At 39.7% G+C, this 24,962-nt stretch carries 11 protein-coding genes and 2 pseudogenes; all 13 read right to left on the bottom strand.

Translation table 11 applies throughout. The annotated features are described in order from the left end of the window. The 13 genes and pseudogenes from metA to HMPREF2867_RS00865 all read right to left on the bottom strand — a co-directional run bounded on the left by metA (position 1) and on the right by HMPREF2867_RS00865 (position 24,730). Positions 1 to 945 (bottom strand): homoserine O-acetyltransferase MetA, encoded by a 945-nt coding sequence (gene metA, locus HMPREF2867_RS00925; protein ID WP_070575083.1) that lies wholly within the window; start codon positions 943 to 945, stop codon positions 1 to 3. Between the two features lie 172 nt (positions 946 to 1,117). Then, complete coding sequence (locus HMPREF2867_RS00920; protein ID WP_070439027.1) at positions 1,118 to 1,636, bottom strand: adenine phosphoribosyltransferase; 519 nt, start codon at positions 1,634 to 1,636, stop codon at positions 1,118 to 1,120. Positions 1,637 to 1,754: 118 nt separating this feature from the next. Beyond that, on the bottom strand, positions 1,755 to 3,956 hold the full coding sequence (gene recJ, locus HMPREF2867_RS00915) for a single-stranded-DNA-specific exonuclease RecJ (RefSeq protein ID WP_070575080.1): 2,202 nt from the start codon (positions 3,954 to 3,956) through the stop codon (positions 1,755 to 1,757). Between the two features lie 311 nt (positions 3,957 to 4,267). Continuing rightward, positions 4,268 to 4,672 carry a GNAT family N-acetyltransferase gene (locus tag HMPREF2867_RS00910; RefSeq protein WP_014634313.1) on the bottom strand — a complete coding sequence of 135 codons (405 nt, stop codon included), beginning with the start codon at positions 4,670 to 4,672 and terminating at the stop codon, positions 4,268 to 4,270. Positions 4,673 to 4,679: 7 nt separating this feature from the next. Beyond that, positions 4,680 to 4,931: pseudogene (locus HMPREF2867_RS11730) on the bottom strand (class I SAM-dependent methyltransferase); the annotation flags it as partial. 11 nt (positions 4,932 to 4,942) lie between these two features. Beyond that, entirely contained in the window at positions 4,943 to 5,710 is a 768-nt protein-coding gene (locus HMPREF2867_RS00900; RefSeq protein WP_070575077.1) for an SDR family NAD(P)-dependent oxidoreductase, read from the bottom strand. Further along, the gene (rnz, locus tag HMPREF2867_RS00895; RefSeq protein ID WP_002884122.1) at positions 5,710 to 6,639 is read right to left on the bottom strand and encodes a ribonuclease Z; all 930 of its coding nucleotides are present in this window, start codon (positions 6,637 to 6,639) and stop codon (positions 5,710 to 5,712) included. Before rnz ends, HMPREF2867_RS00900 begins: the two co-directional genes overlap by 1 nt. Positions 6,640 to 6,670: 31 nt before the next feature. Beyond that, the gene (locus HMPREF2867_RS00890) at positions 6,671 to 7,312 is read right to left on the bottom strand and encodes a cystathionine beta-lyase (RefSeq protein WP_070575074.1); all 642 of its coding nucleotides are present in this window, start codon (positions 7,310 to 7,312) and stop codon (positions 6,671 to 6,673) included. Next, positions 7,305 to 8,543 (bottom strand): GTPase HflX, encoded by a 1,239-nt coding sequence (gene hflX, locus HMPREF2867_RS00885; RefSeq protein WP_070575126.1) that lies wholly within the window; start codon positions 8,541 to 8,543, stop codon positions 7,305 to 7,307. The genes HMPREF2867_RS00890 and hflX overlap by 8 nt, the downstream gene beginning before the upstream one ends. Positions 8,544 to 8,920: 377 nt before the next feature. Continuing rightward, positions 8,921 to 10,090: pseudogene (locus HMPREF2867_RS00880) on the bottom strand (FtsW/RodA/SpoVE family cell cycle protein); the annotation flags it as partial. A 140-nt stretch (positions 10,091 to 10,230) separates the two neighbouring features. Next, positions 10,231 to 15,030, bottom strand: a complete 4,800-nt coding sequence (locus tag HMPREF2867_RS00875; protein ID WP_070575069.1) for a glycoside hydrolase family 70 protein — start codon at positions 15,028 to 15,030, stop codon at positions 10,231 to 10,233. 235 nt (positions 15,031 to 15,265) lie between these two features. Beyond that, positions 15,266 to 19,822 (bottom strand): glycoside hydrolase family 70 protein, encoded by a 4,557-nt coding sequence (locus HMPREF2867_RS00870; protein ID WP_070575065.1) that lies wholly within the window; start codon positions 19,820 to 19,822, stop codon positions 15,266 to 15,268. Between the two features lie 426 nt (positions 19,823 to 20,248). Beyond that, a complete protein-coding gene (locus HMPREF2867_RS00865; RefSeq protein ID WP_070575062.1) occupies positions 20,249 to 24,730 on the bottom strand; it encodes a glycoside hydrolase family 70 protein in 4,482 nt (1,493 codons plus the stop codon). Positions 24,731 to 24,962 lie beyond the last annotated feature (232 nt).

Genomic DNA, 24,962 nt, shown 5'->3' with positions numbered 1-24,962 from the left:
CTACAAATAACCGTAGAATGAAAAATCGTCTTCCAACTCTTCTAAACGATAAGGTGTTTCTTGATATACCGCATAGTTAATCCAATTGCTAAAGAAGGCAGATGCCGCGAGATTCCAACGAAGTTTAGGCTCCTGATTTGGATCATCTCCTGGGAAATAGTTTGCTGGTACGTCTGGATCGATCCCTGCATCCAAATCTCTTCGGTATTCTCTTGCCAGAGTATCACGGTCATATTCAAAATGACCGAAACTATATACTTCACGAAGATTCTTACTTGCTAAAATAGATAAACCAACCTCTGGTCCTGACACAACAATATCTAAATCCGTCTTGTTTTTAATATCCTCGAGCGTAACCTCAGTATAGCGAGAGTGTGGTGACACAAAGCTATCATCAAAGCCATTCATAAGGAAGTTTTCAGGCATGTCAACCGTTTGTTTATAGATACCAGATAGTTTCTCTGACAATGGGACCTTGTCGACTCCATGCTTATAATAGAGACCTGCTTGAGCTCCCCAACACAGATGAAGGGTTGAATAGACATGCTTTTTAGACCAGTCAAAAACCTGTGTCAATTCTTGCCAATAATCAACTTCTTCAAAAGGCATTTGCTCAACAGGAGCACCTGTTACGATGAGACCATCATAATACTTATGCTTAATTTCATCAAAAGTCTTATAAAAGGTTTCCATATGTTCGGCATGGGTATTTTTTGACTTATGACTAGCCATATAAAGAAACTCGACGTTAATTTGAAGTGGCGTATTGGCCAAAAGACGTAGCAATTGAGTTTCCGTAACTTCTTTAGTAGGCATAAGATTAAGGATTAAGACCTCCATTGGTCGAATATCTTGGCTACTAGCTCTGTTCTCATCCATGATGAAGACATTTTCCGAACGCAATACATCAAGAGCTGGTAACTTATTATCAAGTTTTATAGGCATAACAATATCTCCATCCTTATTTATTCTATCTTCATATTATAAACCGGGGAGGTATTGTTATCAAATATATATTTTCTCTAGTTAGCTATAGCTTTAAACTATATTTAGAGGCCACCTTTGTTTTAAAAGAGTTAAAAAGGCCCTAAGGCCTTTTGTTAATTCATAGGTAGATTTACCCTGGGAAGTTCATCAATACTTTAGTATCGTAACCTTCAATAGCTTCACGTCCATTAAGACCATCAAGCTCAATCAAGAAGGCACAACCAGCAACGACACCACCTAGGCGCTCAATCATTTCAATTGTAGCTTTGACGGTACCACCAGTTGCCAAGAGGTCATCAACGATAAGTACACGTTGGCCTGGCTTGATTGCATCGGCATGCATACAAAGTGTATCAACACCATACTCTTTTTCGTAATTGGCTGAAATCACTTCACGTGGCAATTTACCAGGTTTACGAACAGGAGCAAAACCAATACCAAGTTCAAAAGCAACTGGACAACCAACGATGAAACCACGTGCTTCAGGACCAACAATCATGTCAATCTTCTTATCAGTCGCATACTGAACGATTTCACGGATAGCATAGCTATAAGCATTTCCATCAGCCATCAAAGGACTAATATCACGGAAAGTAACCCCTTCTTTCGGGTAGTTTTCAATAGATGCAATATAATCTTCTAATTTCATTTGTTCTTCCTATAGGCTTTTCGCCAAAAAAATATTTACATACCATTATAGCATGAAATAGTAAATTTAGAAAATGCTAACCCTCATTTCGAGACGAATCCTTTGGATTAAGACTCCCCTACTTATACAGCCAATCATAAATTTCCTGTGGTGTTCCCAGAGCCATGAGTTCTTGGAACTTAACTAGTCGTTTCAGATCTTGGAAAATTTGACTGTCCTCAATCTCACGTTTCTCAGCTTCTTTATTGACTGTCATAACACCATTATCAATAGCCACAAAATCCAATTCCTCAAAGATTTGAATCATCTTAATCAGGAGAATCTTGTCGATTTTAAGGTAATGACTGAGTTCATCCAATTTATAGCGAACATCGAATTCTGGGAATTGGTAAATGGTTTTATAGAGCCTTGCAAATTGCTCTCTTGTTCCATAACCTGTCAGATAATAGGCTTCCTTAATGCTATTCTTAAAATAAATAGCCTGGAATTCCTTACCGTCAAACCACTCTTTTAATTCCGTCGCTGAATTCGGTAGGGTGTTGAGGACAACCTCAGGCTCTGTGTCTGCTGCTTCTTCTACCGTTGGTAGGCCTTCAGGCAGTGTCATATTTTTTGAGCGAAAATCAAATAATTGAACACCATCTACACGCGCATCTTCTAACATGAGCTGGAGCGTTGTCTGACCATTCCATACATTAACGGACAGGGTCACTGCTAATTCCAACCCCTGAGCCTGTTGAAATTCTTGAAGCAAATGACCTTTATTAAAGGCCAAAACATCAAAACTATCCTTTCCTTGCTTAACCTTAAACTTAAGATGGGCTCCGTTTTGTCCCATAGTCCTAGCTTGAGTAACGGTAATATCATGTAGCCAAAAGACTGGCTTTTTATTATCCATACCAAAAGGTGCTAGTTTTTCTAGGCTCTTAATGGTATCCAAGCTAAGCTCACTGAGTTGGAGCTCCTCGTCTAAATTTAACGTATTTTTGGCACTCGTATCAATATCATTATCGTAGACATAACGACACAAAATCTCTGATAGTCGTACAAGATTTTCTTCAGGAAGTGTCATCCCCGCCGCTCCAGCATGTCCTCCAAATGCAGTAAAGATGTCTCGGTGGTCATCAAGGGCATGGAAGATATTGATAGATTCCAAACTACGAGCGGAACCCTTAGCCAAGCCATCTTCAATATTCAAAACCACTACTGTCTGACTGATTTGTTCCATGATACGCCCCGCCACAATACCTAGAACGCCAGGATGCCAGCCTTCCTTGGCCAGAACCTGAACAGGTTTGTCCCGGTCTACCATGGTTATGGCTTCATCAAAGATGTTTTGAACAACTTCCTTACGTTCTTCATTTTTAGCATTGATTTCCAGAGCAATGGCTTGGGCTTCTTCATCGTCAAATCCGGTCAGCAGTTCAATGGCTGGATTTGGATCATCTAAGCGCCCCAAGGCATTGAGTTGAGGGGCCAGTTTAAATCCTACCGTTTCTTCAGAAATCGTTGTTGGGTCTACATCTGAAATACGGAGTAACTCTTGCAGTCCAATACGCTCAGTAGTCTTTAGAATTTCCAGGCCAACCTTGACCATAATACGATTTTCATCCCTTAGGCTAACCATATCGGCAATGGTACCAATGGCTACCAAGTCCAACATCTCAGTAGGAATAGTTTCAAGGAGGGCAGTTGCCAATTTGAAGGCTACACCACAACCTGCCAAATACTTAAAAGGGTAATCGGCATCTGGATGCTCTGGATGGACAATGGCATAGGCATCTGGAAGCTGGGCCGGCATACTGTGATGGTCTGTAACGATAACGTCCACACCTTGCTCTTGCGCATAAGCGATAGCCTCATTCCCCGCTACCCCATTATCCACTGTAACAATGAGTGAAATGCCTTCCTGCTCAATAAAGTACTTGTAGACACTTTCATTTGGCCCATAACCATCTGTGAAACGGTTAGGCAAATAAACTCGAGCCTCAGCTCCCATCATTTCAAGAGCTTCCTTGACAATCGATGCTGATGTCATACCATCTGCATCATAGTCTCCATAGACTAAGATTTGTTCATAATTTTCAATGGCCTGACGAATTCTAGCCACTGCCTTATCCATATCATGAAGAAGATAAGGGTCATGAAGGTGTGATAAATCAGCCTTTAGAAAGTCTTCAAGAGCATCTTCTGTCGTAATGCCACGTTCATAGGCAATCTTGGCTGCTGTTTCTGCCAGTCCATGTTCTTTGGCAAGTTTAAAAAAGCCAGCATCTGGCTCTTTTGTGTTTATTTTCCAATCATACGTTGATGTAATCATGTCTTTATCTTTTCTCCCTGTCATCTAGTCTATCTATTATAACATGAAAAAATTTATCATAGTGGATAGAAAGCTAAGTTTCCTAAAAAGAGAATGTCAAACATCGTAAGTTGCTTAGACTTGTGGTACATTTCCAATCAAGATCTGCTTTTCTAGACAAAATAATAGTCTGGATATTGCTCCCTTATTTGACTTGTTTGCTCTCAGATATTCCCTTCTCCTCTTTACGTTAACTAACTCTATTCTACTATCACTTTCAAGCAACATAAGGAAAAGCAAGAAAAAGATTCCCTATTTGGAAATCCTTTACATCAATATTTATAAATCATCCCTGTACAAGCTTGCTCTGAAAGTTCGACAAAGCCCAGAGATTGGTAAAAGGCTAGATTTTTCTCGCTACGATCAGTTGCAAGGAGCTTTTGATAGACATTGGGGAAAGTCCCTAAAGCCTCTTCTAAGAGTTTCGTTCCGATGCCTTGGCGTTGGTGATCTGGTCGCACCAAGAGGTCCTGTACAAAAATGACAGAGTGGCCATCTCCTACCAAGCGAATGTAGGCTACTAACTCTTCCTCATCATAGACTGCCAATTGCCAGAGACTGGCTTTGACAGCTTCTTCTAGCATAGCTGGGTTGTTGGTATAATTGGTCCAACCGACTGAACTGTACAGTGCGAGTAGGTCTGTCATCTCTGGAATCTCTTGTTTGTACTCTAACATCTTAACTCCTTTCCAAACTTCCGACTAGTTGCTGATAGGGGTGATTCTGGGACCGCAAGGCCACCATTTCCTCATTGGGTTTCACAGCTAGGACTCTATTTTCTTACGCTAGGTGGTTGGACACAGGGCCAAAGCCACTGCCAAAATCAAGAACTCGCTTCTCCTTGATGTCCTGTAATTGGTCAAAAAGAATATCATAATAGATTTGACCCCAGGGTTGCTTGAGATTCTCTAAATACGCTTGAATATTTGCGACCATCTAGTATCCTCCTATTTGTAGTTAAACACATTGGTAGCTAGTTTGTCCGAGATTCGTGGAAATAGCGTGTAGCCTTTGTGGGCAACTGATAAGAGTCGTGGTAGATTAACTTCACGTTTATTTTTGCCCAGAATACGGACAATCTTTTTAGCCACGTATTTAGGACTGAGGACAAACTTTTTAACACTCTCAAGATAGACTCCAGAGGGATCAGCTTGATCAAAGAAACCTGTCTCAATTGGACCAGGATTGACTGTTGTCACATAGACTCCTTTATCAGCAAGCTCTAGACGCAGGGCATCTGAGAAGCCAATTACCGCAAACTTTGTCGCTGCATAAACACTTGAGTTGGCTGCCGCAATTTTTCCCGCCATACTAGCAATATTAACGATATGCCCATTGCCCTGTTCCACCATTTTCTCAGCCATCAAACGTGAAAAGGTCAACGTTGCAAAGGTATTGATATCAAACATATCACGTACTTCTTGGCTAGTGTAGTTATCATAAGACTTGAATTCACCGTAACCAGCATTATTGATAAAGACATCAATACGTCCAAATCGTTGATAGAGATAATCGACCATCTCTTTAATGGCCTTGTCGTCTCTTAGGTCAATGGCAAGACAGGTTTTATTTTCCACATGACGATAACATTTCTCAAGTTTGTCCTTATCTCGTCCTAAGAGGATAATACCATCACTAGGTGAGAGCTGCTTGACAATTTCTTGAGCAAGGCCTCCTGAGGCACCAGTAATAGCAATAATACGTTGTTTAGCCATTAGATTTCTACCTCTTCCAAGTCACGAACGATGTGGGTGTTTTCGAAAATTGTTTTAGCATCTGCTGCCATCTTACCGATATCACGTCCCAAGAATCGTGCTGATACATGATTTAGAAGAAGGCGCTTAGCTGAAGCATCTTTAGCGACCTGTGCTGCTTGCATATTGGTTGAATGCCCATGGCTCTTGGCAATTTTTTCATCGCCCTTACCATAAGTAGACTCATGAACCAAGACATCTGCACCCAATCCAAGACGAACACTGGCATTTGTCTTACGGGTATCACCTAAGATAGTGATAACCTTACCTTTCTTAGGTGCGGAAATAAAGTCCTTAGCAATGATTTTCGTTCCATCTTCAAGAACCACATCTTGACCATTCTTAATTTGACCAAAAAGTGGTCCAAATGGCACACCTGCTGCTTTAAGAGCCTCAGCATCCAAGGTTCCTTCGAGGTCTTTTTGAACCACTCGATAACCAATACAAAAAATGGTGTGATCCAACTTATCTGCATAAACAGCGAACTTGTCATTTTCCATAACCAAACCTAGCTTATGCTCATCAATTTCCTTAAAATGCACATGGTAAGGTAGGCGTGTCCCAGAGGTACGAAGGCTAGTCATGACGTATTGTTTAATACCAACTGGACCATAAACTTCAAGGTCAGTTTGTTCTTCACTAGATTGGAAGGAACGGCTAGCCAAGAAACCAGGTAGACCAAAGATATGGTCCCCATGCATATGTGTGATAAAGATTTTCTTAACTTTACGAGGTTTGATTGTTGTTTCTAAAATCTGACGTTGAGTACCTTCCCCACAGTCAAACATCCAGACTTCATTGATTTCATCGAGTAACTTCAAAACCAGACTCGACACATTACGGGCCTTGGAGGGCTGCCCGGCACCCGTCCCTAAAAATTGTAATTCCATGACTTCCTATACTTTCTATCTATCGTTCTTTTTATTTCTGGACAATATAAGCCAGGCATTCACGCTGAGCAAAGCCATAATAAACAGTTTGCCCTTTATATTGAGCTAAAAGTTCTACTAATTCATCTTGATTAAAGCTAGCCAACTTAATGACGTTTCCCTTCAGCTTAGTTACACGACTTAGTAACTGAGTCTCTGGTGTCAACTCTTCCAACACTTCTTCATCAAAGTAAACCTTGGCCATTTTAATTTGAGTTCCTTCAAGATAAACCTTATACTGTGGGAAAACTTGAGCAAGCTCAAACAAAATACTAGCCGTTGGAACCTCTGAATGCTCTGCAAAGACTAGGGCCACTTCATCGGCATTTTCAAAGCAAAAACCGTAAGATTTTCCTGAAAGATTGAGACGAATAAAAGGCTTGTGCTCATCAAAAGATGGAGCAGGGTTAAAGAGGTTCAACTCTTTTGAAAGTTCCAAGTAGTAATCCGTCGCTGCTTCAGGAGATTGTTTCTGGTAGATCTCTGCAAAATAAGCATTAATCACGCTTGGTGGTGGTGTAATGAAGGCCAATTTTTGACTGTCCGAAAGGTCTGATAAGGTATTTTCCAGATAGACCTTATCTAAACTTGTAAAACCACCATATTTTAAAGCTAAATCCATATAATCAGTCATAAAATTCTTCCAATTTCCATTTATTTTTCGGTGAAATATAGCCTGTAATTTCTTCCACTTCTGTCTCAAAAGTGTAGCTATTTAGCAAGGCCAATTGACTCAACTGATAAAGTTTATAAGCTTGATCCTGATGTACCTTAATACTAAAGGGTTCAAAAATCTGTTGAATTTCATCAATCAAGAGTCTTCTGAGGGCCTCACGACTTCCCTTGTCACGTGCTGAGAGGCGAACATTAGGAAAGACTGTTGCTACTAGATTATCAGCTACATCCATCTTATTGTAGATTGCTAGGCGAGGAATATCAGTCATGTCTAAGTCTTTGAGAATGTCTAAGACCACCTTTTCATGCTCTTCGTGATTAGGATCACTCGCATCAATGACATGCAAAAGGAGGTCCACATTACGACTTTCTTCAAGCGTTGACTTAAAGGCAGCAACCAATTCTGTTGGCAAATCCTGGATAAAACCAACCGTATCTGTCAAGGTCACTTGAAACTGATCTTTTAAGTAAATTTTCTTAGTCGTTGCATCCAAGGTCGCGAAAAGTTCATTGGCCTCATACTGCTTATCATCCGTCATAAGGTTCATGATTGTTGACTTCCCAGCATTGGTGTAACCTATCAAGCCAATTTTAAAGGTACTTGAATCAACACGCTTTTCGCGAATGGTTTCTCGGTTCTTCTCAACAATCTTTAACTGGCGTTCAATATCGGCTATCTGGTTACGAATCGAACGACGATTGAGCTCCAACTGACTTTCACCAGGTCCACGACTACCAATGCCCCCTGCTTGACGGCTGAGCATAATCCCTTGACCAGCCAAACGAGGCAACATGTACTTAAGCTGAGCTAGGTGAACCTGAAGTTTACCTTCATGGCTTCTAGCCCTCATGGCGAAGATATCCAGAATTAATTGCATGCGATCAATAACTTTTACGCCAAATGCAGCTTCAAGATTGGTATTTTGACGAGGCGTTAAACGGTTATTGACGATGACAGTGCTAATCTCATCCGCATCCACCATGGCCTTGATTTCTTCTAATTTTCCTGAACCCACGAAAGACTTACTATCATAGCGTTCACGTTTTTGGGTATAGCTAGCTACAACCTCTGCCCCTGCAGTTTTGGCAAGACTGGCAAGTTCCTCCATTGACATGTCAAAATGCTCTGTCTCTTGCAATTCAACACCTACTAAAATAGCACGTTCTTGCTGTTTGGCTGTCTCTATCATAGCAAACCCCTTTTCGAAATAGTCGACTTCTATTATACCATAGGCAGGGGCAAAGAAAAGGTCACAGACCTTAATTTTTTTCAAAGAAAAACAAGTTGGATTAACCAACTTGCTTCTTCTTAATGTTTACGTGTCGGTTTCTTTTTTGAACCCTTACGACGCTTGCCTTGATGAATGCTTGGCGTATTTTGAGAAATGGTTTGACGCATTTTCTCAGTGGCCTTATCAACCTTATCTTTAGCCTTGCCCAATTCTTGAGTGGCCTTAGTAACACTCTTCGAAGACTTGTTCTTCTTAGACTTACTCTTAGAAACAGGTTTCACTTGACTAGTTCCAGACGTACGCATCCGACGAGACATTGCTAAGAGAATTTTATTTTCCTCGTTGAGATTGGTTTGATAAGCCATCGAAAGCACCAAACCAACACCAATCAAGTTAGAGATGAGTGATGATCCCCCTTGGGAAATGAAAGGTAAAGGAATACCTGTCAAAGGAAGAATTCCCACTGCTGCCCCAATATTTTCAAAAATATGGAAGACAATCATCATGATAAAACCTGTCGAAATAAAGGTATAGAAACGATTGTTAGACCTGAATGTCACCCGCAACATGCGATAAATAAGGAAGAGATAGGTTAGAAGAACCAATCCACCACCTACCAAACCAAAGTCTTCCGCAATAACTGTGAAAATCATGTCACTCTCACGAACCGGTACGTTCAACTCCAGATGATTAAAGCCTTTACCATAGATTCCTCCAGTACCAATCGAAATCATCCCCTGTGTCTGTTGAAAGGCGATACCATCTGCATAAGTGAAGGGATCCAACCAAGCTGAGATACGGTTAATCTGGTAGGTTTGTACCCCCATCTTGAGCATAGCTTCCTTACCCCAATCTGTGGTAAATACCATTACAAACAAGCCTAACCCCACTGCAAAAGCTAGAACTACCGGCAAGATAATACGCCAGGATATTCCCGAAACAACTATTATACCTGCTAAAATAGCGAGGAAGACTAAGGCTGTCCCCATATCACCTTGAAGAACCAGTAGACCTAAGACAGGAAGCGTGACCGCTACATATTGGAAAAGTAGCAACCAGTCATCTTGAAGTTCAGTTACTTCCTTTCCTTGTTTAGCCCAAACACCTATTCTCGAAAGAAAAAGGATGTAGGATATCTTCATAAATTCTGATGGTTGAAAAAGGGTGACTGATCCAATGCTGACCCAGTTTTTTGCCCCTGTCGAGGCAACCAAAGCAGGTGAATAAAAAACAAGAGGCAGAACCATAAGCCCCAGGCCAAAAATATAGAGCCAGGGGGTTGCCTTCCAAAGAAACTCTGTATTAAATAACATGACAACAAAAGCAAGTACTGAACCTAGAAAAATCCATAGTACTTGCTGGGACATGACTTGCACAAGATTCTTTGGGTAATCAAAATTTGTCGCGATAAATATCGAAACCAGGCCAACCAGTAGTAATATGAGAACTGGCAGGAGAATCGAGTAATCTATCCGACTTTCAATAGTATTTTTTGACTTAGCCATGTGTACTCCAAAATAAAGATTTAGCAAGAGTTATTATACCACTTTTTTGGCCAGACAAATGACCTGAATGTATAAAAAAGAGACAATTTTTTACGAAAAAAGCAACCACAAAAGTGATTGACTTCTTTCATTCATTAATCTTAATTTGACACGTAGCCTTTTCCTTGAGCATTGAAGTATACCCATTGCCCTGAAGGAATTTTAACCCAACGATTAATAGCCTTTTCCCCTGTATGAACATCATAGTAAGAGATTGAGCCATCAGGATTCGCAGCTGTTGCACCTTTCACTTGCTTACCAGTTTGGTCAAAGTAAAGGTTTTGGCCGTTGATTGTCTGTTCGCCAACAACAAGTTCACCTTTGGCATCAGCATAGTACCAGTTGTTGTCTCCAGTAGTGAAGAAGGTTGAGACTAACTTATTACCAGTAGCTCCATGGTAGTATGAACGGCTGCCATTCGCATTTGTTGCAAAGTCACCTTTAACCTGTTTACCATCAGTAGCAAAGAAGAGTTTTTGACCGTTAATCACTTGAGCTCCTGTAACGACATTTCCCTTATCATCAGCATAATACCATCTATCATGACCGGTAGTGAAGAAGGTTGATACCAATTTATCACCAGTATTCCAATGGTAGAATGAACGACTACCGTCAGTGTTCGTTACGAAGCCACCCTTAACTTGACGACCATTTGCATCAAAGTAGAGATGTTGACCATTGATAATCTGAGCACCTGTGACATTACGTCCATGTGAATCTGCATAGAACCAGTTGTTGTCCCCTGTAGTATAGAAGCCTGGTGTATGTGCCTTAGTCACAACACCCTTAGCATCGATATTAAAGGTTTGACCATTAACTACTAGTGATGTATCCACAAGTTTCACACCTGTAATGGCATCGTAGTATGAAGTCGTTCCATCAGGATTGTTCACGAACTCACCTTTAACTTGTTTACCTGACTCATCAAAGTAGAGCTCGTCACCATTGATGGTTTGCGCACCACGAAGAACATCACCTTCGTTATTTGCATAGTATGTAGCATCACCAACTTGGAAGAAGCGGTTCTTAACTTGAACACCTTTTTCATTGAAGTAAAGGTTTTGTTTGCCTACCTTAGTAAATCCAGTGGCAACATAGCCCTTATCATTAGCGTAGTACCAGTTACCATCTTGTTCAAAGAAGCCTGAGTACTTACGTTCACCTGAATCGCCACAGAAGAACATCAAATGTCCATCTTTTGTAGGAATGAAGATACCTTTAGCTTGGTAACCATTGTCATAGAAGTATTTTTCCTTACCTTCTACTTCAGTCAAACCAGTAGCCATGATGCCACCCTTGAAGAAGTATTGGTAGAATTTCTCTTCCTTACCACTGTCATCTTTAACGGTAACTTCTTTCCAACCAGTTTGAGTCGTCAATTTACCTGACTTACCATAAACCAATGATTGACCTTTGGCATTTTTAATAACACCATCAGTAAACATAACACCATTTGGCAAGAAGAAATAGTTTGAACCGTCGATAGCTTGTTCACCAGTTACAAGGTAACCCTTATCGTTAAAGTAGTACTGTTTGCCATTATATGTCACAAATTGACTCTTAGCTTGAGTACCAGATGTTGTGTAATAAGTTACCCCTGTACCATCATAAGCAAATCCAGTTTTAGCTTTTGTATCACCAGTCAAGGCTGCTGGAAGGAAGGTACCTTTATCGTTAACGGTGAAGTACAATTTACCATCGCTGAGAACGTAGTCAGAACCATGTTTTTGGATATTTGTACCGTTAAAGTACTTAGCTTCCCATTGTTTAATCTTCACAGATGGATCAATTGTCTTACCTGACGCTTCCATAACTTCTTTGAAGATTTCTGGATAAAGTTTTTGAAGTTTGTCGAGGAAGGCACCACCATACTGTGCTTGGAAATCATTTCCTGATGACTTAGTATTTGTCACATAGAGTTTATTAACCAAGCTAGTATCATCAAGCACCTTACCATGTGTATCTGTACGAGTAGCTGTCACTACTTCTTTACCTGGGAGAGTATACAATTGGTCTGGAACCCAGTCAGCAATGACTTGAATACCTTGTTTGTGAAGAGCCTTGAGGGCATCACGAAGGTCTTCTTTTGAACCGTATTTATTGTTTTTGCTCATGGCAAAGTCATAACGGTCTGTGAAGGCATAACCATTTTCAATAATAGAATCAAGGAAAGTGCCATCTTTAGATGAGACATATTGAGGTGCAATTTCAAATGACGTAATGCCCCATGACTTGAAGAGGTCTGCATTAGCTGCAATCAATTTATTAGTATATTGACTGTCTTCTTTAACAAAGTCTTGGAAGTTTGAGAAACCTTCGTAAATCACTTGTGCTTCAAGGGCTGCAGAAGAGCTATAAACCTTATCCCCTTCTTTGTAGGCTTTTGTTGATGGTTTAGCAAGAACGTTTTGATCTTCAGTCGCACCTACTGGTACCCAAACTGAAAGGTAACCACTCATATCAACAGTCTTAAAGCCTTTGATTTCATCAGCTGTGAAGACAAGATTTCCTTGTGCATCTGTATATTTAACAATCTTAGTATCTGAATCATTCAATGATGACACGATACCTTTATCCGTACCAAGCAAGAGTGGACGGTAGGCTTGGTTCTTGTGGGCTGCACCCATATTTACAGTAATCGTTTCACCATCTGCTAATTTCAAATCTGGGTTATTAGCAATAAGGGTCAACATACCAGAATTGCGGCCGTATTTTCCACCTTCTGTATCTGTCTTAGACATCAAATCTTGACCGTAACGGACAGAGACAAGAACTTCTTTGTTGTCTTTAGCAGATGACACGCCATCACCAGCAAGGTTATGGATATAAGATGTTTGTCCACCGGCTACATATTTAGAACGAGCTTTAAGAAGTGTCGTGATTTGGTCAAAGTATGGTGATTTCTTAGCCATGTATTGACCGTTATCAGTATACAAGTCTCCGTAATATACACGAGTTGCTGCACCCATTGTTTGAAGCATCAAAGCATAGGCAGCAGGGATATTTGAGTGTGTATATTCCTTATCAACTTTCAACATATCCGCATTATAAATGTCGAAAGCCTGTTTCAATTGGTCTAATGTGAATGTGAAACCATCTGTTGTAGGATCAATTTTCTTACTGATAATGTCTGCGATAACCGTTTGAACTTCTGAGTCGTGTGCACGAACAAAGAGGTAGGTTGCAAAACCAAGTTGATCATATGAGGTAACTTCCGCACGGTTTGAAAGACCAAAATAACCACCGTTAATAAGGTCCTTCATTGATGCATTACGTGCACCTGTACCCTTATTCGTTACCGGACGAGTCAATCCATGAACAATAGACAAACGGAGACCATTATCCATAGAAAGGGCAGCTGTATTGTGTTCGTCAACATAATATGGGTCATTTTGTGACCAAGCTTCAAGAATTGAGATATTAGCAAGGGCACGCGCTTCAGACTCATTAACCTTGTAAGCAGCCTTCATGTATGAAGACACCAATTGAAGCATATCGATGCTAACATTATCCACGGCATCGACACGGATACCATCAAAGTGGGCATCTTTATCCTTATCACCAAAGACGATTTGTCCCCAGTTCATGAAGTAATACAATTGGTTAAGCATTTCAGCTTGTACAATTGGATTTGAGTTATCGATATCGCTTGAAAGCAAGAACTCATAACCAGCATCGCTACCACTCTTAATCTTGTCTTTTGGCAAACGGCTTGTCGCTGTTTGATCAAGTTTACGGTAGTCTGAGTTAGCCCACTTCGTTAAATCACTATTAACAAAGAGGAGAGCCCCTTTTTGGAAGTGTTCTTTACCTGGTGATTCAGAGTTAATGTTCCATTTATCTTGGTCTTTAACAAAGGCCTCGATTGACTGACGCAACCAGTCTGTTGACTTATTAGCAGCAATCTTAACCTCAATCTTACGTTGAATGATTTGAGCAGCGGCATTCAAGCTAGTTTGAGAATTTTCAATCGTAAAGACATCTTTTGTTTCTTCACCATTGCTAAGAGCCTTAGTCATGTAGTTCAAGTAAGCTACTTGAGTATCCTTATCAGGCCACCAAGACATCAAAAGTGGACGAAAATCTTTTTCAGTTGACGCTTTCCAAGTTGTTCCTGCTTCAAGGATTTCTTTTGGACGGTACCAACTATCAGCTGTCAAATAACCATCAACAAGTTCAAAGTTTGCTTTTGTTGAATCGTAAGCAGCATTGTTTTTAGTAAAATCAGTGACAAGATTTGTTGTTTCTTGTGTGAATGAATAAGTTGATGTGCTTGAAAGGACACCATTTTCATCAAAATAAAGGACCTGACCATTTACAGTAATGGCAAAGTTTTTCTTATGTGATCCATCTTCTAAAAGATAGTAATATTTACCATCTTTTTCTTTTTTAATATTATCGAGCGAGACTGCAGCTTTAATTTCAGCTTCAGAAAGCTCTTTAGACTTGTCAGCCGTTGGAGCGGCTACACCAGCATTTGCAGCTACTTCCGATGTTGTAGCAGTTTCTGGTTTAGCGGCTACTTCTGGCTTAGCAGTCGTTTCAGGTTTGGCTTCAACCTCTACTGCTGCAGCTCTATCACTAGTTGCTCCTGAATGTGGTTGAACTGTCGTTTCAGCTGGTTTGTCAGCAGTAACTGTTGCTCGGTCTGTTGTTGTGGCATTTGAAGTATTTGCTCCCTCAGTTGTTGTGCCTACCTCTTTTTCAACCACAGGATTTGTATTCTCCCCGACTGTAGTTGTTGAAGGTGATCCATTAGTATTATTTATTTCTTCTGCAGAGGCGAGTGAAGATGTGGCAACACTACCACCTACAATGGTAGCCAAAGCTGCTGAAGCGACAGCTAAAGTAACCCACTGCTTCTTCACTTTATGCAGTTTATAGCGTACTTTATTTTCCATATTCAATTTTTCCCCAATATATTTTTTGTCTTAAAATCTACACCTTAAAGACTTACTTATTATATCATTTTTCACTATCAAAAGAACTTAATACAACTTATTTTAATGACTTTTTTACCATCTTAATATTAAATTAAAAATCCGTCATGTAAGCGACTTGAAAGGGTATTTTTCAAAAAGAACTTTTTCTCAGAAAATATAAAAAAGAGAACCGAAGTTCTCCTTTTCATGTCTATTAGTTTAGCACTCTAGGTGGGTAAGCAAGACCATTCTTATCAAAGTAAACGTAAACTCCTGGCTGGATTTCTACCCATGTGCTGACAGCTCTCTTACCACTATCACCATAGTAATAGCTGATTCGACCATTGCCAGCACTTACTGTTTGCCCTTTTACTTGTTTACCATCTTTAGCAAAGTAATAAGTATCGTCACCAATTTTAACTTCACCAGTTACTGTCTTACCATTAGCACCAATGTAGTACCAATTGTTGTCGCCTGTTGTGAAGAATTCATTAGCCAAGCGTTCACCTGTTGCAGCATCGTACTTGCTATAAGTACCATCTGCATTCTTAACAACACCACCCTTAACTTGGCTTCCGTCTGCATTAAAGTAGAGGTGTTGTCCATTGATAACTTGGGCACCAGTAACAGTCTTACCGTTTGCACCTGCATAGTACCAAACATTGCCATCAGTTGTGAAGAATTCGTTAGTCACTAGCTCTCCAGAACCTTCTTTGTACTTGCTATAAGTACCATCTGCATTCTTAACAACGCCGCCTTTAACTTGACTTCCATCTTCATTAAAGTAAAGTTTTTGGCCGTTAATCACTTGGGCACCTGTAGCAGCAACACCGTTTGCATCAAAGTGGTACCACTTACCATCGATATTTCTCCAAGTATTCTTGATAGCATTACCAGTGTGTGCGTCAAAGTAATAAGTTTTACCTTTAAAGGTTACTAACTTATCTTTAGCTTGGAAACCGTCTTCTCCAAAGTATTGTGTGAAGCCATCAATAACCGTAACACCTTTGGCCATGACACCTTCATTAGTGAAGTAACGAAATTTCACAACCTTAGACTCTTTACCGTCTTTATCAGTTTCAGTAACGTCAAATTTAGTGTAACCACCCTTGTACATTTGACCTTTAGAGTTATAAAGGTATGTATTACCATTAGCATCAACGTAGAAGGCATTGCTCAACATGATACCATTTGGCAAGAAACGATAAACGTCTTTACCATTTGGTGAATATTCACCATTGGTAACCATGTGACCACGCGCATCAAAGTAATAAGTATTACCATTGAAGGTTACAAAGGCAGACTTAGCTTGAGTACCACTTGTACCGAAGTAAGTAATTCCTTTACCGTCATTTGAGAATCCAGTAACAACCTTTTCATTGCCTGTCAATTGAAGAGGAATGAAGTTACCATCTTTAGTGACTGTGAAGTATTTACCAGTTGCTTCATCGCTAAGTACATAGCCAACACCACGTTCAAGAACGTTTGTTCCGTTGAAGTATTCAGCCTTCCATTGTTTCAATTTAACAGAATCATCAATTGGTTTACCAGTTGAGATCATGTTTACCTTGAACATTTCAGGGTATTTAGCTTTAAGCTCAGCCAAGAATTCACCACCGTATTTAGCTTGGTAATCTTTACCTGATGACTTAGTATTAGCTACATAAAGCGAGTGATCAATGATGGCATCCGCAATCTTACGTCCAGCACCATCAGTACGAGTCGCTGTTACGACTTCCTTACCTGGCAATTGGTAAATTTGGTCTGGAACCCAGTCAGCGATTGCTTGGATACCAGCTTTGTGAAGTGCCTTAAGAGCATCACGAAGGTCTTCTTTAGAACCGTATTTATTGTTCTTACTCATAGCAAGGTCATAACGGTCCGCAAAGGCATAACCATTTTGGATAACTGAGTCAAGGAAAGTACCATCGTCAGCAGATACAAATTGAGGTGCCATTTCAAATGATGTTACGCCCCATGACTTGAACAAATCAACATTTTCAGCAATCTTACGGTTAGTATAAACTGAAGGATCTGAACCATCTGGAATAGTTTGGAAGTTAGAGAATCCTTCGTAGATCAATTGTGAATCATAAGCTTCAGTCGCTTTAAGAGTCAACTCTCCTTCTTTTTTAGCTTCTGTTGAAGGCGCTACTCGAATATCTTGACCATCTGAAGCTCCAACTGGAACCCAAACTGCTACGAAACCAGACATATCAAATGTTTCATAACCCTTAATGTCATTCGCACCGAAAGTCAAGACACCGTTGCTGTCTGTTTCTTTCACGTAACCTGCTGCGATTGCATCTGCATCAGATGTAAAGTTCTTGATACCATCAGCTGTACCAACAATCAAAGCACGGTATTTTTGGTTGGCATGGATTTTACCCATTTCAACTTTTAATTTAGCTGATTGATCCAAAGTCAATTTTGGATTGTTAGCTACAAGTGTTACCTGACCAGATGTACGGCTGTATTTAGAACCTGCTGTATCATCAGCTGTCATGATGTCTTTACCATAACGTACTGAAGCATAGACTTCATTTGTACGGTAGAGTTCAACATCTGAATTGTCCATCTTACCATCAGTTGGCAACCAGTATGAACGTTGAGCTTGTCCACCAGATACATACTTGATACGATTCTTCATCAAGTTAACAATGGTATCGTAATATGGAGACTTAGTTTCCATGTAATTACCATTATCTGTATAAAGGTCTCCATAGTAGACACGAGTGATTGTTTCCATGTTTTGCAACATAACAGCGTATGCTGCTGGGATGTTGTTCAAGGTATATTTTTTGTCGCTGCTGAGCATGTCTTTGTTATAAATCTCAAAGGCTTTCTTCATTTCAGCATCAGTGATTGTGAAACCATCTGATTTTGGATTGATTTCTTTCTTGATGATTTCAGCAATAATATCTTGAACGTTGTTATCATGGGCACGGATAAAGACGTAGTTTCCTGACGCATCTCCGTATTTCTCGTTGTATTTACCGATTGTAGACTGTTTAACTGTTCCGTCTTCGTTATAGGCCTTGCTTCCATCTTTGTTAATCCAATCAGTCTTTTCATCACGTTGTGTCGTGTTAAAAGTATTGTTATACAAAGGACTTACAGCCGGTGTACGTTCTTTGATTGGTTTAGCCAATGAGAAGAGGAGAGCCAAACGTTGTTTGTTTTCCATAGCAAGCGCAGCGCCATCTGTCTTGTCATTGTAGTGGTTGTCATTAAGACTCCATGCTTCAAGGACTGAGATGTGAGCAAGAGCGTTTGCTTCAGATTTGTTAACACCATAGTACTCACGGAAGTAGTTTGTGTAGAGTTGAAGCATGTCTGCATCGACATTATCTACCGCGTCGACACGGATACCATCGAAGTTAGCATCCTTGTCACCCATAACGATTGAACCCCAGTTCATAAGGTAGTGGATTTGGTTCAATTGTTCCGCTTGAACAACTGGGTTTGACAAATCTACGTCATTAGCTAGCAAGAAGTCGAAACCGCCCATGTGGTTTGGATCTGACTGCTCATCAAGAACTGACTTATCAATTGTACCCTTTTGATTAGTAGCCGTATGGTTCAAAAGACGATAGTTAGAGTTAGCCCATGGTGTACGTGAATCATTTACATAGAGAAGGGCACCACCTTGAAGGTGATCTTCGCCGCCACCTTTAGAGTAGTTTTCAGTTTCTTTGTTCCATTGTGGTTGTGTCTTAACAAAAGCAGAAATAGTTTCACGCAACCATTGTGTTGATTTTTCAGCCTGAATCTTCTGTTCAATCTTAACTTGGATATCCTTAGCAGCAACATTCAAAGTTTCTTGCTTATCTGTGCTAGTGTATTTAGCATCCAAGTTAAATACTTTAGACATGTAGTTCAAGTAGTTAACTTGTGTATCTACATTTGGCCACCAAGCCATCAAAAGTGGACGGAAATCTTCTGCAGTTGATGCTTGCCAAGTTACACCATCTTTGATGATAGAAGCTGGACGGTACCAGCTATCTGCAGTCAAATAACCATCAATCAATTCAAAGCTAGCTTCAGATGAATCGTAGGCACGGTTATTTATTGAGAAACCATCAACAATATTTGTTGTTCCTGGTGTGAAAGAGTATGTTGATGAGCTTGTAAGGGCACCATCTTTACCGAAGTAAAGCAATTGACCATTTACAGTAATGGCAAAGTTTTCTTTGTGTGAACCATCTTCATTAACATAGTAATATTTACCATCAATGTTTTTGATGTTTTTCAAGGAAAGCGCAGCTTCTACTTCTGAATCTTTCAAAGCAGCTTCTGGCGCTTTAACTTCTGTGTTTACAACTTCAGCCTTCACTGTTGCTGGTTGTTCTTCTGCTTTTTCAGTTGTAACAGCTGGTGCATCTGTTGTCACAACTGCTTCTTTATTTGGAACAGCTGCCACCGCTACATCAGAAGTTGTTGCTGTTGTAGCTGCTTCAGCTGTTGCTTGTGTGTTCGTTGTAGTTGCTGTTTCGACGGCATTTGTTTCTTTAGCAGGCGTTAAAACATCTGCTTCTTTTGTATTTGTACGTTTATCGACTTCTTTGGTTGCTTCTGTAGAAGTAACTAAATCGGCTGTTGTATCTAAATTTGGTTGAGTTACTATCTTATCTTGAGTTTCATCCGCTGAAACTGAAGATGTTGTTGCAGACAATCCTCCTACGACAGTAGCAAGTGCTGCAGAGGCAACTGCAATTGTGACCCATTGCTTCTTAACTTTATGAAGCTTATAGTGTACCTTATTTTCCATTATAATTTTCCCCGTGATTTTATTTGTCAAAATCAGACTGAAATCTATCCGATTTCAAACAATTACATTATATCATTATTTTCTAACTATTTCTCGAATTAATTGTTTTTTTATAAAATATATGTAACATAACAGTAATATTAGAAAAGTTTTGTAACACACCTATTTCATATGTTTTCAATTCTCATTTTCATATCATTTGATAAGTGAAACTATTTTCTATAAAAATCGTCAAACCCCTTGATACAATGGCTTTTACAACGATTCTGACTCAAAATTGATATTTGTCAGATTTTTTTCTTTAAGGAGCAAAAAAAGGCAAAATTTCTTTAAACGATTCTCGTTTTCAAGAAATTTCACCTATAAATTCATGTCAAATCATATCGTTTTTCACTTAATCTCTCAGATTAAGATTAGATTGATTGATTATTTATCAAAATCAGCATAACCATTTTCATCGAAGAAGACAGTCTTACCGTCTTGGAAAGTGATCCATGTGTTTGTCACACGTTCTCCAAGAACTGATTCGTAGTATTCCACTCCTTTTGGTGTACTGATTGGGCTACCTTTAACTTGACGTCCCAAATGATCAAAGTAATATTCTTTACCATCGATATTTTGGCGTCCTGTTACAGCCTTACCATCTTTGAAGTAGTACCAAACATTGTTACCAGTTGTCAAGAAACGGTTATTGAGACGCTCCCCTGAATCTTTATCATAGTAAGAAAGTGAACCATCAGCATTCTTAACAAAGTCACCTTTAACTTGGCTACCATCTTCTTTGAAGTAATAGTTTTTACCGCCAATGCTATAGGCACCTGTCACGATTTCACCATTATCTTTGGCATAGTACCATGTCTTACCACCATCAAGAGTGAAGAAATCAGATTTGACTTGGCTTCCATCAGCATTGAAGTAATAGTTAAGGTGGTCAATTGTTTGACGACCTGTGGCGAGGTTACCATCCTTATCAGCATGGTACCATTTGCCGTTTACTTCGAAGAACTTGTCTTTAACCTTGTAACCATTATCTACAGTGTAGTAGCTAATCTTGCCATTTTCAGTAACAAATTCACCTTTAACTTGGGCACCATTTGCACGGAAGTAGTATTCGTGACCATCCAAAGTAAGAGCACCTGTCACATTTTTACCAGCTGCATCACGGTAGAACCATGTTGAGCCATCTGTTGTGTAGAATTCACCCTTCTTAGCTTGTGCATAGCCTTGATCATTGAATTCATACCAGATACCATCGATTTCAGCCCAACGATTTGTGTAGGCATTACCTGAATTTTTATCGAAGAAGTAGAGTTTTCCGTCTGGAGTAACATACTTAGTACCTTTAGCTTGGAAGCCATTTTCATCAAAGTATTGCAATCCTCCACCAGCATGAGTCAAGCCAACAGCCATTTCTCCAGTTGGTGAGAAATAACGGAATTTAGCTTCTGTTTCTGAAGTACCTTCTTTCGGTACATCGAATACAAAGTAACCATCTTTGTACTGCTCACCAAAGCTACCAAAGTAATAATATTTACCATCCTGTTGATAAATAGAATCACGAAGCTGGATACCGTTTGGCAAGAAGAAATAAGTCTTACCATCGATATCTTGACGACCAGTTAACATATAACCTTCTTTATCGAAGTAATAGTAATTTCCAGCATATTTAATGAAAGCATTCTTAGCTTGGAAACCACTATTATCAAAGTAGGCCATACCCTTACCATCATAGTAGAAACCTGTCTTACCACCTTGATCTGTCAAAGGTTTTGGCAAGAAGATGCCATTCTCAGTAACTTGATAGTAGCGACCAGTAGCATCGTTACTGAGAACATAACGACTACCACGACCAAGGATATTAGTACCATTCATGTACTTAGCAGACCATTGCTTGATTTTAACAGATGGATCAATCTTCTTACCAGTTGATATCATCACATCTTCAAACAACTGTGGATATTTCTTTTGGAGCTCATCAAGGAACTCACCACCATATTGAGCTTGGAAGTCCTTACCTGATGATTTAGAATTTGCAACATATAAAGTGTTATTGATATAGGCATTGGCCTTTGGAGTACCATAACTATTAGCACGTGTTGCTGTTACAACTTCTTGTCCTGGCAATTGGTAAAGTTGATCTGGAACCCAGTCAGCAATTGCTTGAATACCTTGCTTGTGAAGCGCCTTAAGGGCATCACGAAGATCTTCTTTAGAACCGTATTTGTTATTCTTGCTCATGGCAAGGTCATATCGGTCAGTAAAGGCATAACCATTTTGGATAACAGAATCAAGGAAGGTACGGTCATCAGCCGATACAAATTGAGGAGCCATCTCGAATGATGTGATTCCCCATGACTTGAAGAGTTCTGCATTTTCTGCAATCAATTTATTAGTATATTGGCTATCTTTTTCAACAAAATCTTGGAAGTTTGAGAAACCTTCATAGATAACTTGTGAGTCCAATGCTTCAGTAGCAGAAAATGTCTTGTCAAGTTTCTTATCTGAACCTTTAACACGGATATCTTGGTTATCAGGTGCACCTACTGGTACCCATACACCAAGATAACCTCTCATATCAACAGTACGATACCCCTTAATTTCATCTCCACTAAAAGTCAAGTTCCCTTCAGCATCAGTGTATTTAATTTTTCCAGCTGCTGCCGCATCATTCTCGTAAGTGACAATTCCCTTATCAGTACCAAGAAGTAATGGTCGGTAAGCTTGGTTAGCATGAAGTTTACCCATGTTAACTTTCAAAGTACCATCACCCAATGAGAAATCCTGATTATTGGCAATAAGGGTCAACATACCAGAATGTTTACTTGTTTCTGCTACACCCGTAGTTTGGTCAGCAGTCATAATATCTTTACCGTAACGAACAGATGACAAGATTTCTTTTCCATTGAACGTGTCGACTTTCATCGATTGTCCACCTGAAACATATTTCATACGGTTCTTCAAGAGCGTTGTGATAGCATCGTAGTAAGGAGACTTGGTAGCCATATATTGGCCGTTATCCGTATAAAGATCTCCATAATAAACACGAGTTACCTGCTCCATATTTTGAAGAATCAAAGCATAGGCAGCTGGAATATTGTTAATAGTATAACGTTTTTCTGCCTTCTTCATATCTTCATTATAGATTTCAAAGGCACGTTTCAATTCAGCATCAGTCATGGTATAACCATCTGATTTTGGATTGATCTCTTTTTGAACAATATCACGAATGATATCTTGAACAAGGTTATCATGAGCACGCGCAAAGATATAGTTAGCTTGTGTATCTCCATACTTACTATTATTTGTACGGTCTGTCAAACTGCTAGTAATCAAATCTTTCAATGAAGAGCCCGATCCATAAAGTGCACCCATAATTGCATAACGAAGGTTATTATCCATGGCAAGGGCTGCACCATCATGTTTTTGATTATAAGCATTATCATTTAAATCCCAAGCTTCAAGGATAGAAATGTGAGCGAGTGCATTGGCTTCAGATTTATCCACACCAAAGGCTGCTCGGAAGTAGTTTGTATAAACTTGGAGAAGGTCAGCATCGACATTGTCAACTGCATCAACACGGATACCATCAAAGTTAGCATCCTTATCACCCATAACAATTGATCCCCAGTTCACAAGATAGTGAATTTGGTTCAACTGCTCAGCTTGCACAACTGGATTTGAGTTATCAACGTCATTGGCAAGTAGGAATTCATAACCACCCAAGTATCTTCCTGTACCATTTAGAGAACCATCTTGGTTACTTGGTGTACGGTTAAGCAAACGGTAATCAGAATTTGCCCAAGGTGTCTTGTCATTATTGACATAAAGAAGAGCTCCCCCTTGAAGGTGGTCAGCAAGGGTATAGTTTTCAGTTGTAGTATTCCACTGGTCTTGTTCTTTTACAAAAGACTCAATTGCTTGACGAAGCCATTCAGTTGATTTTTTAGCTGAAATTTCTTGTTCAATCTTAATTTGAATTGTCTTAGCAGCTGCATTCAATTCAGATTGACTTTGGCTGGTTGAATAAGTTGCGTTAAGGTTAAAGTGTTTAGAGAAAGTATTGAGGTAGGCAACTTGTGTATCTACATCAGGCCACCATGCCATCAAAAGTGGACGGAAGTCTTTCTCAGTTGATACACGCCATTTTTCACCATTTTCCAAAATAGTGACTGGACGGTACCAGCTATTAGGTGTCAAATAACCATCTACCAACTCAAAGCTTTCTTTCTTAGAATCGTAAGCACGGTTATGTGAAGAGAAAGCATCAACTAGATTAGTTGTACCTGGTGTGAACGAGTGTGTTGATGTGCTTGTCAAAGCACCATCTTTACCAAAGTAAAGCAACTGGCCATTAACTGAAACAGCAAAGTTTGTTTTGTATGAACCATCTTCTTTGACATAATAGTATTTACCATCAACTTGTTTGATGTTGTCCAAAGAGAGTGCTGCTGTTTCTTCTTTTTCAGTAACGCCAGATTTTGGTTTTTCAGCTACTGTAAGCGTTGTATCTGTCGCAGTCGCAGTTGCAGCTGGTGCTTCTGTTGTCGCACCATTTGCTACTGCTGCACGATCACTTGTTGCTGGTGCCACCGTATTAGCACTTGTATCTGCTGCAGTGGTTACTGCCGCAGGAGTTTCGACCGTTGCAGTATCAGCAGCCTTGTCAGTTGTTGTTGCTGTCGCATCTGTCGTAGCAGTCGCTGCAGGAGCAGCTACTTCATGCGTTTCAACGACAACATCGCTTTCAGCTGTCGTAGAGGCAACTGGTTGAGTTGTTTCATCGGCTGAAACCTTTTGATTGGCAACTGTAGCACCACCTACGATAGTGGCAAGTGCTGCCGAAGTGACGGCAATCGTCACCCACTGCTTCTTAACTTTGTGAAGCTTATAATGTACCTTTTTTCCCATTTTAGGTCCTCTTTTCATTTTCCTAGTTTGAATGAAATCTACATAATTCAAACAATTTCATTATAGCATATTTTTTTCAAGTATTTGGAAACTTTATCAGACCTTTTAACTTTTTAATCATAATGTAAATTGAAAAATATTTTGACAAATATTAAAAAATACCGAATCTAGAAAACGGTAGTCTTTTTCTATTTTTTAGGAAAGTTTTTAGAAGTCACTGATTAAGCTATCT

It is taken from the genome of Streptococcus sp. HMSC064H09 (assembly GCF_001812625.1).
Classification (GTDB): domain Bacteria; phylum Bacillota; class Bacilli; order Lactobacillales; family Streptococcaceae; genus Streptococcus.
This window is presented reverse-complemented; position numbering and strand designations above follow the sequence as displayed.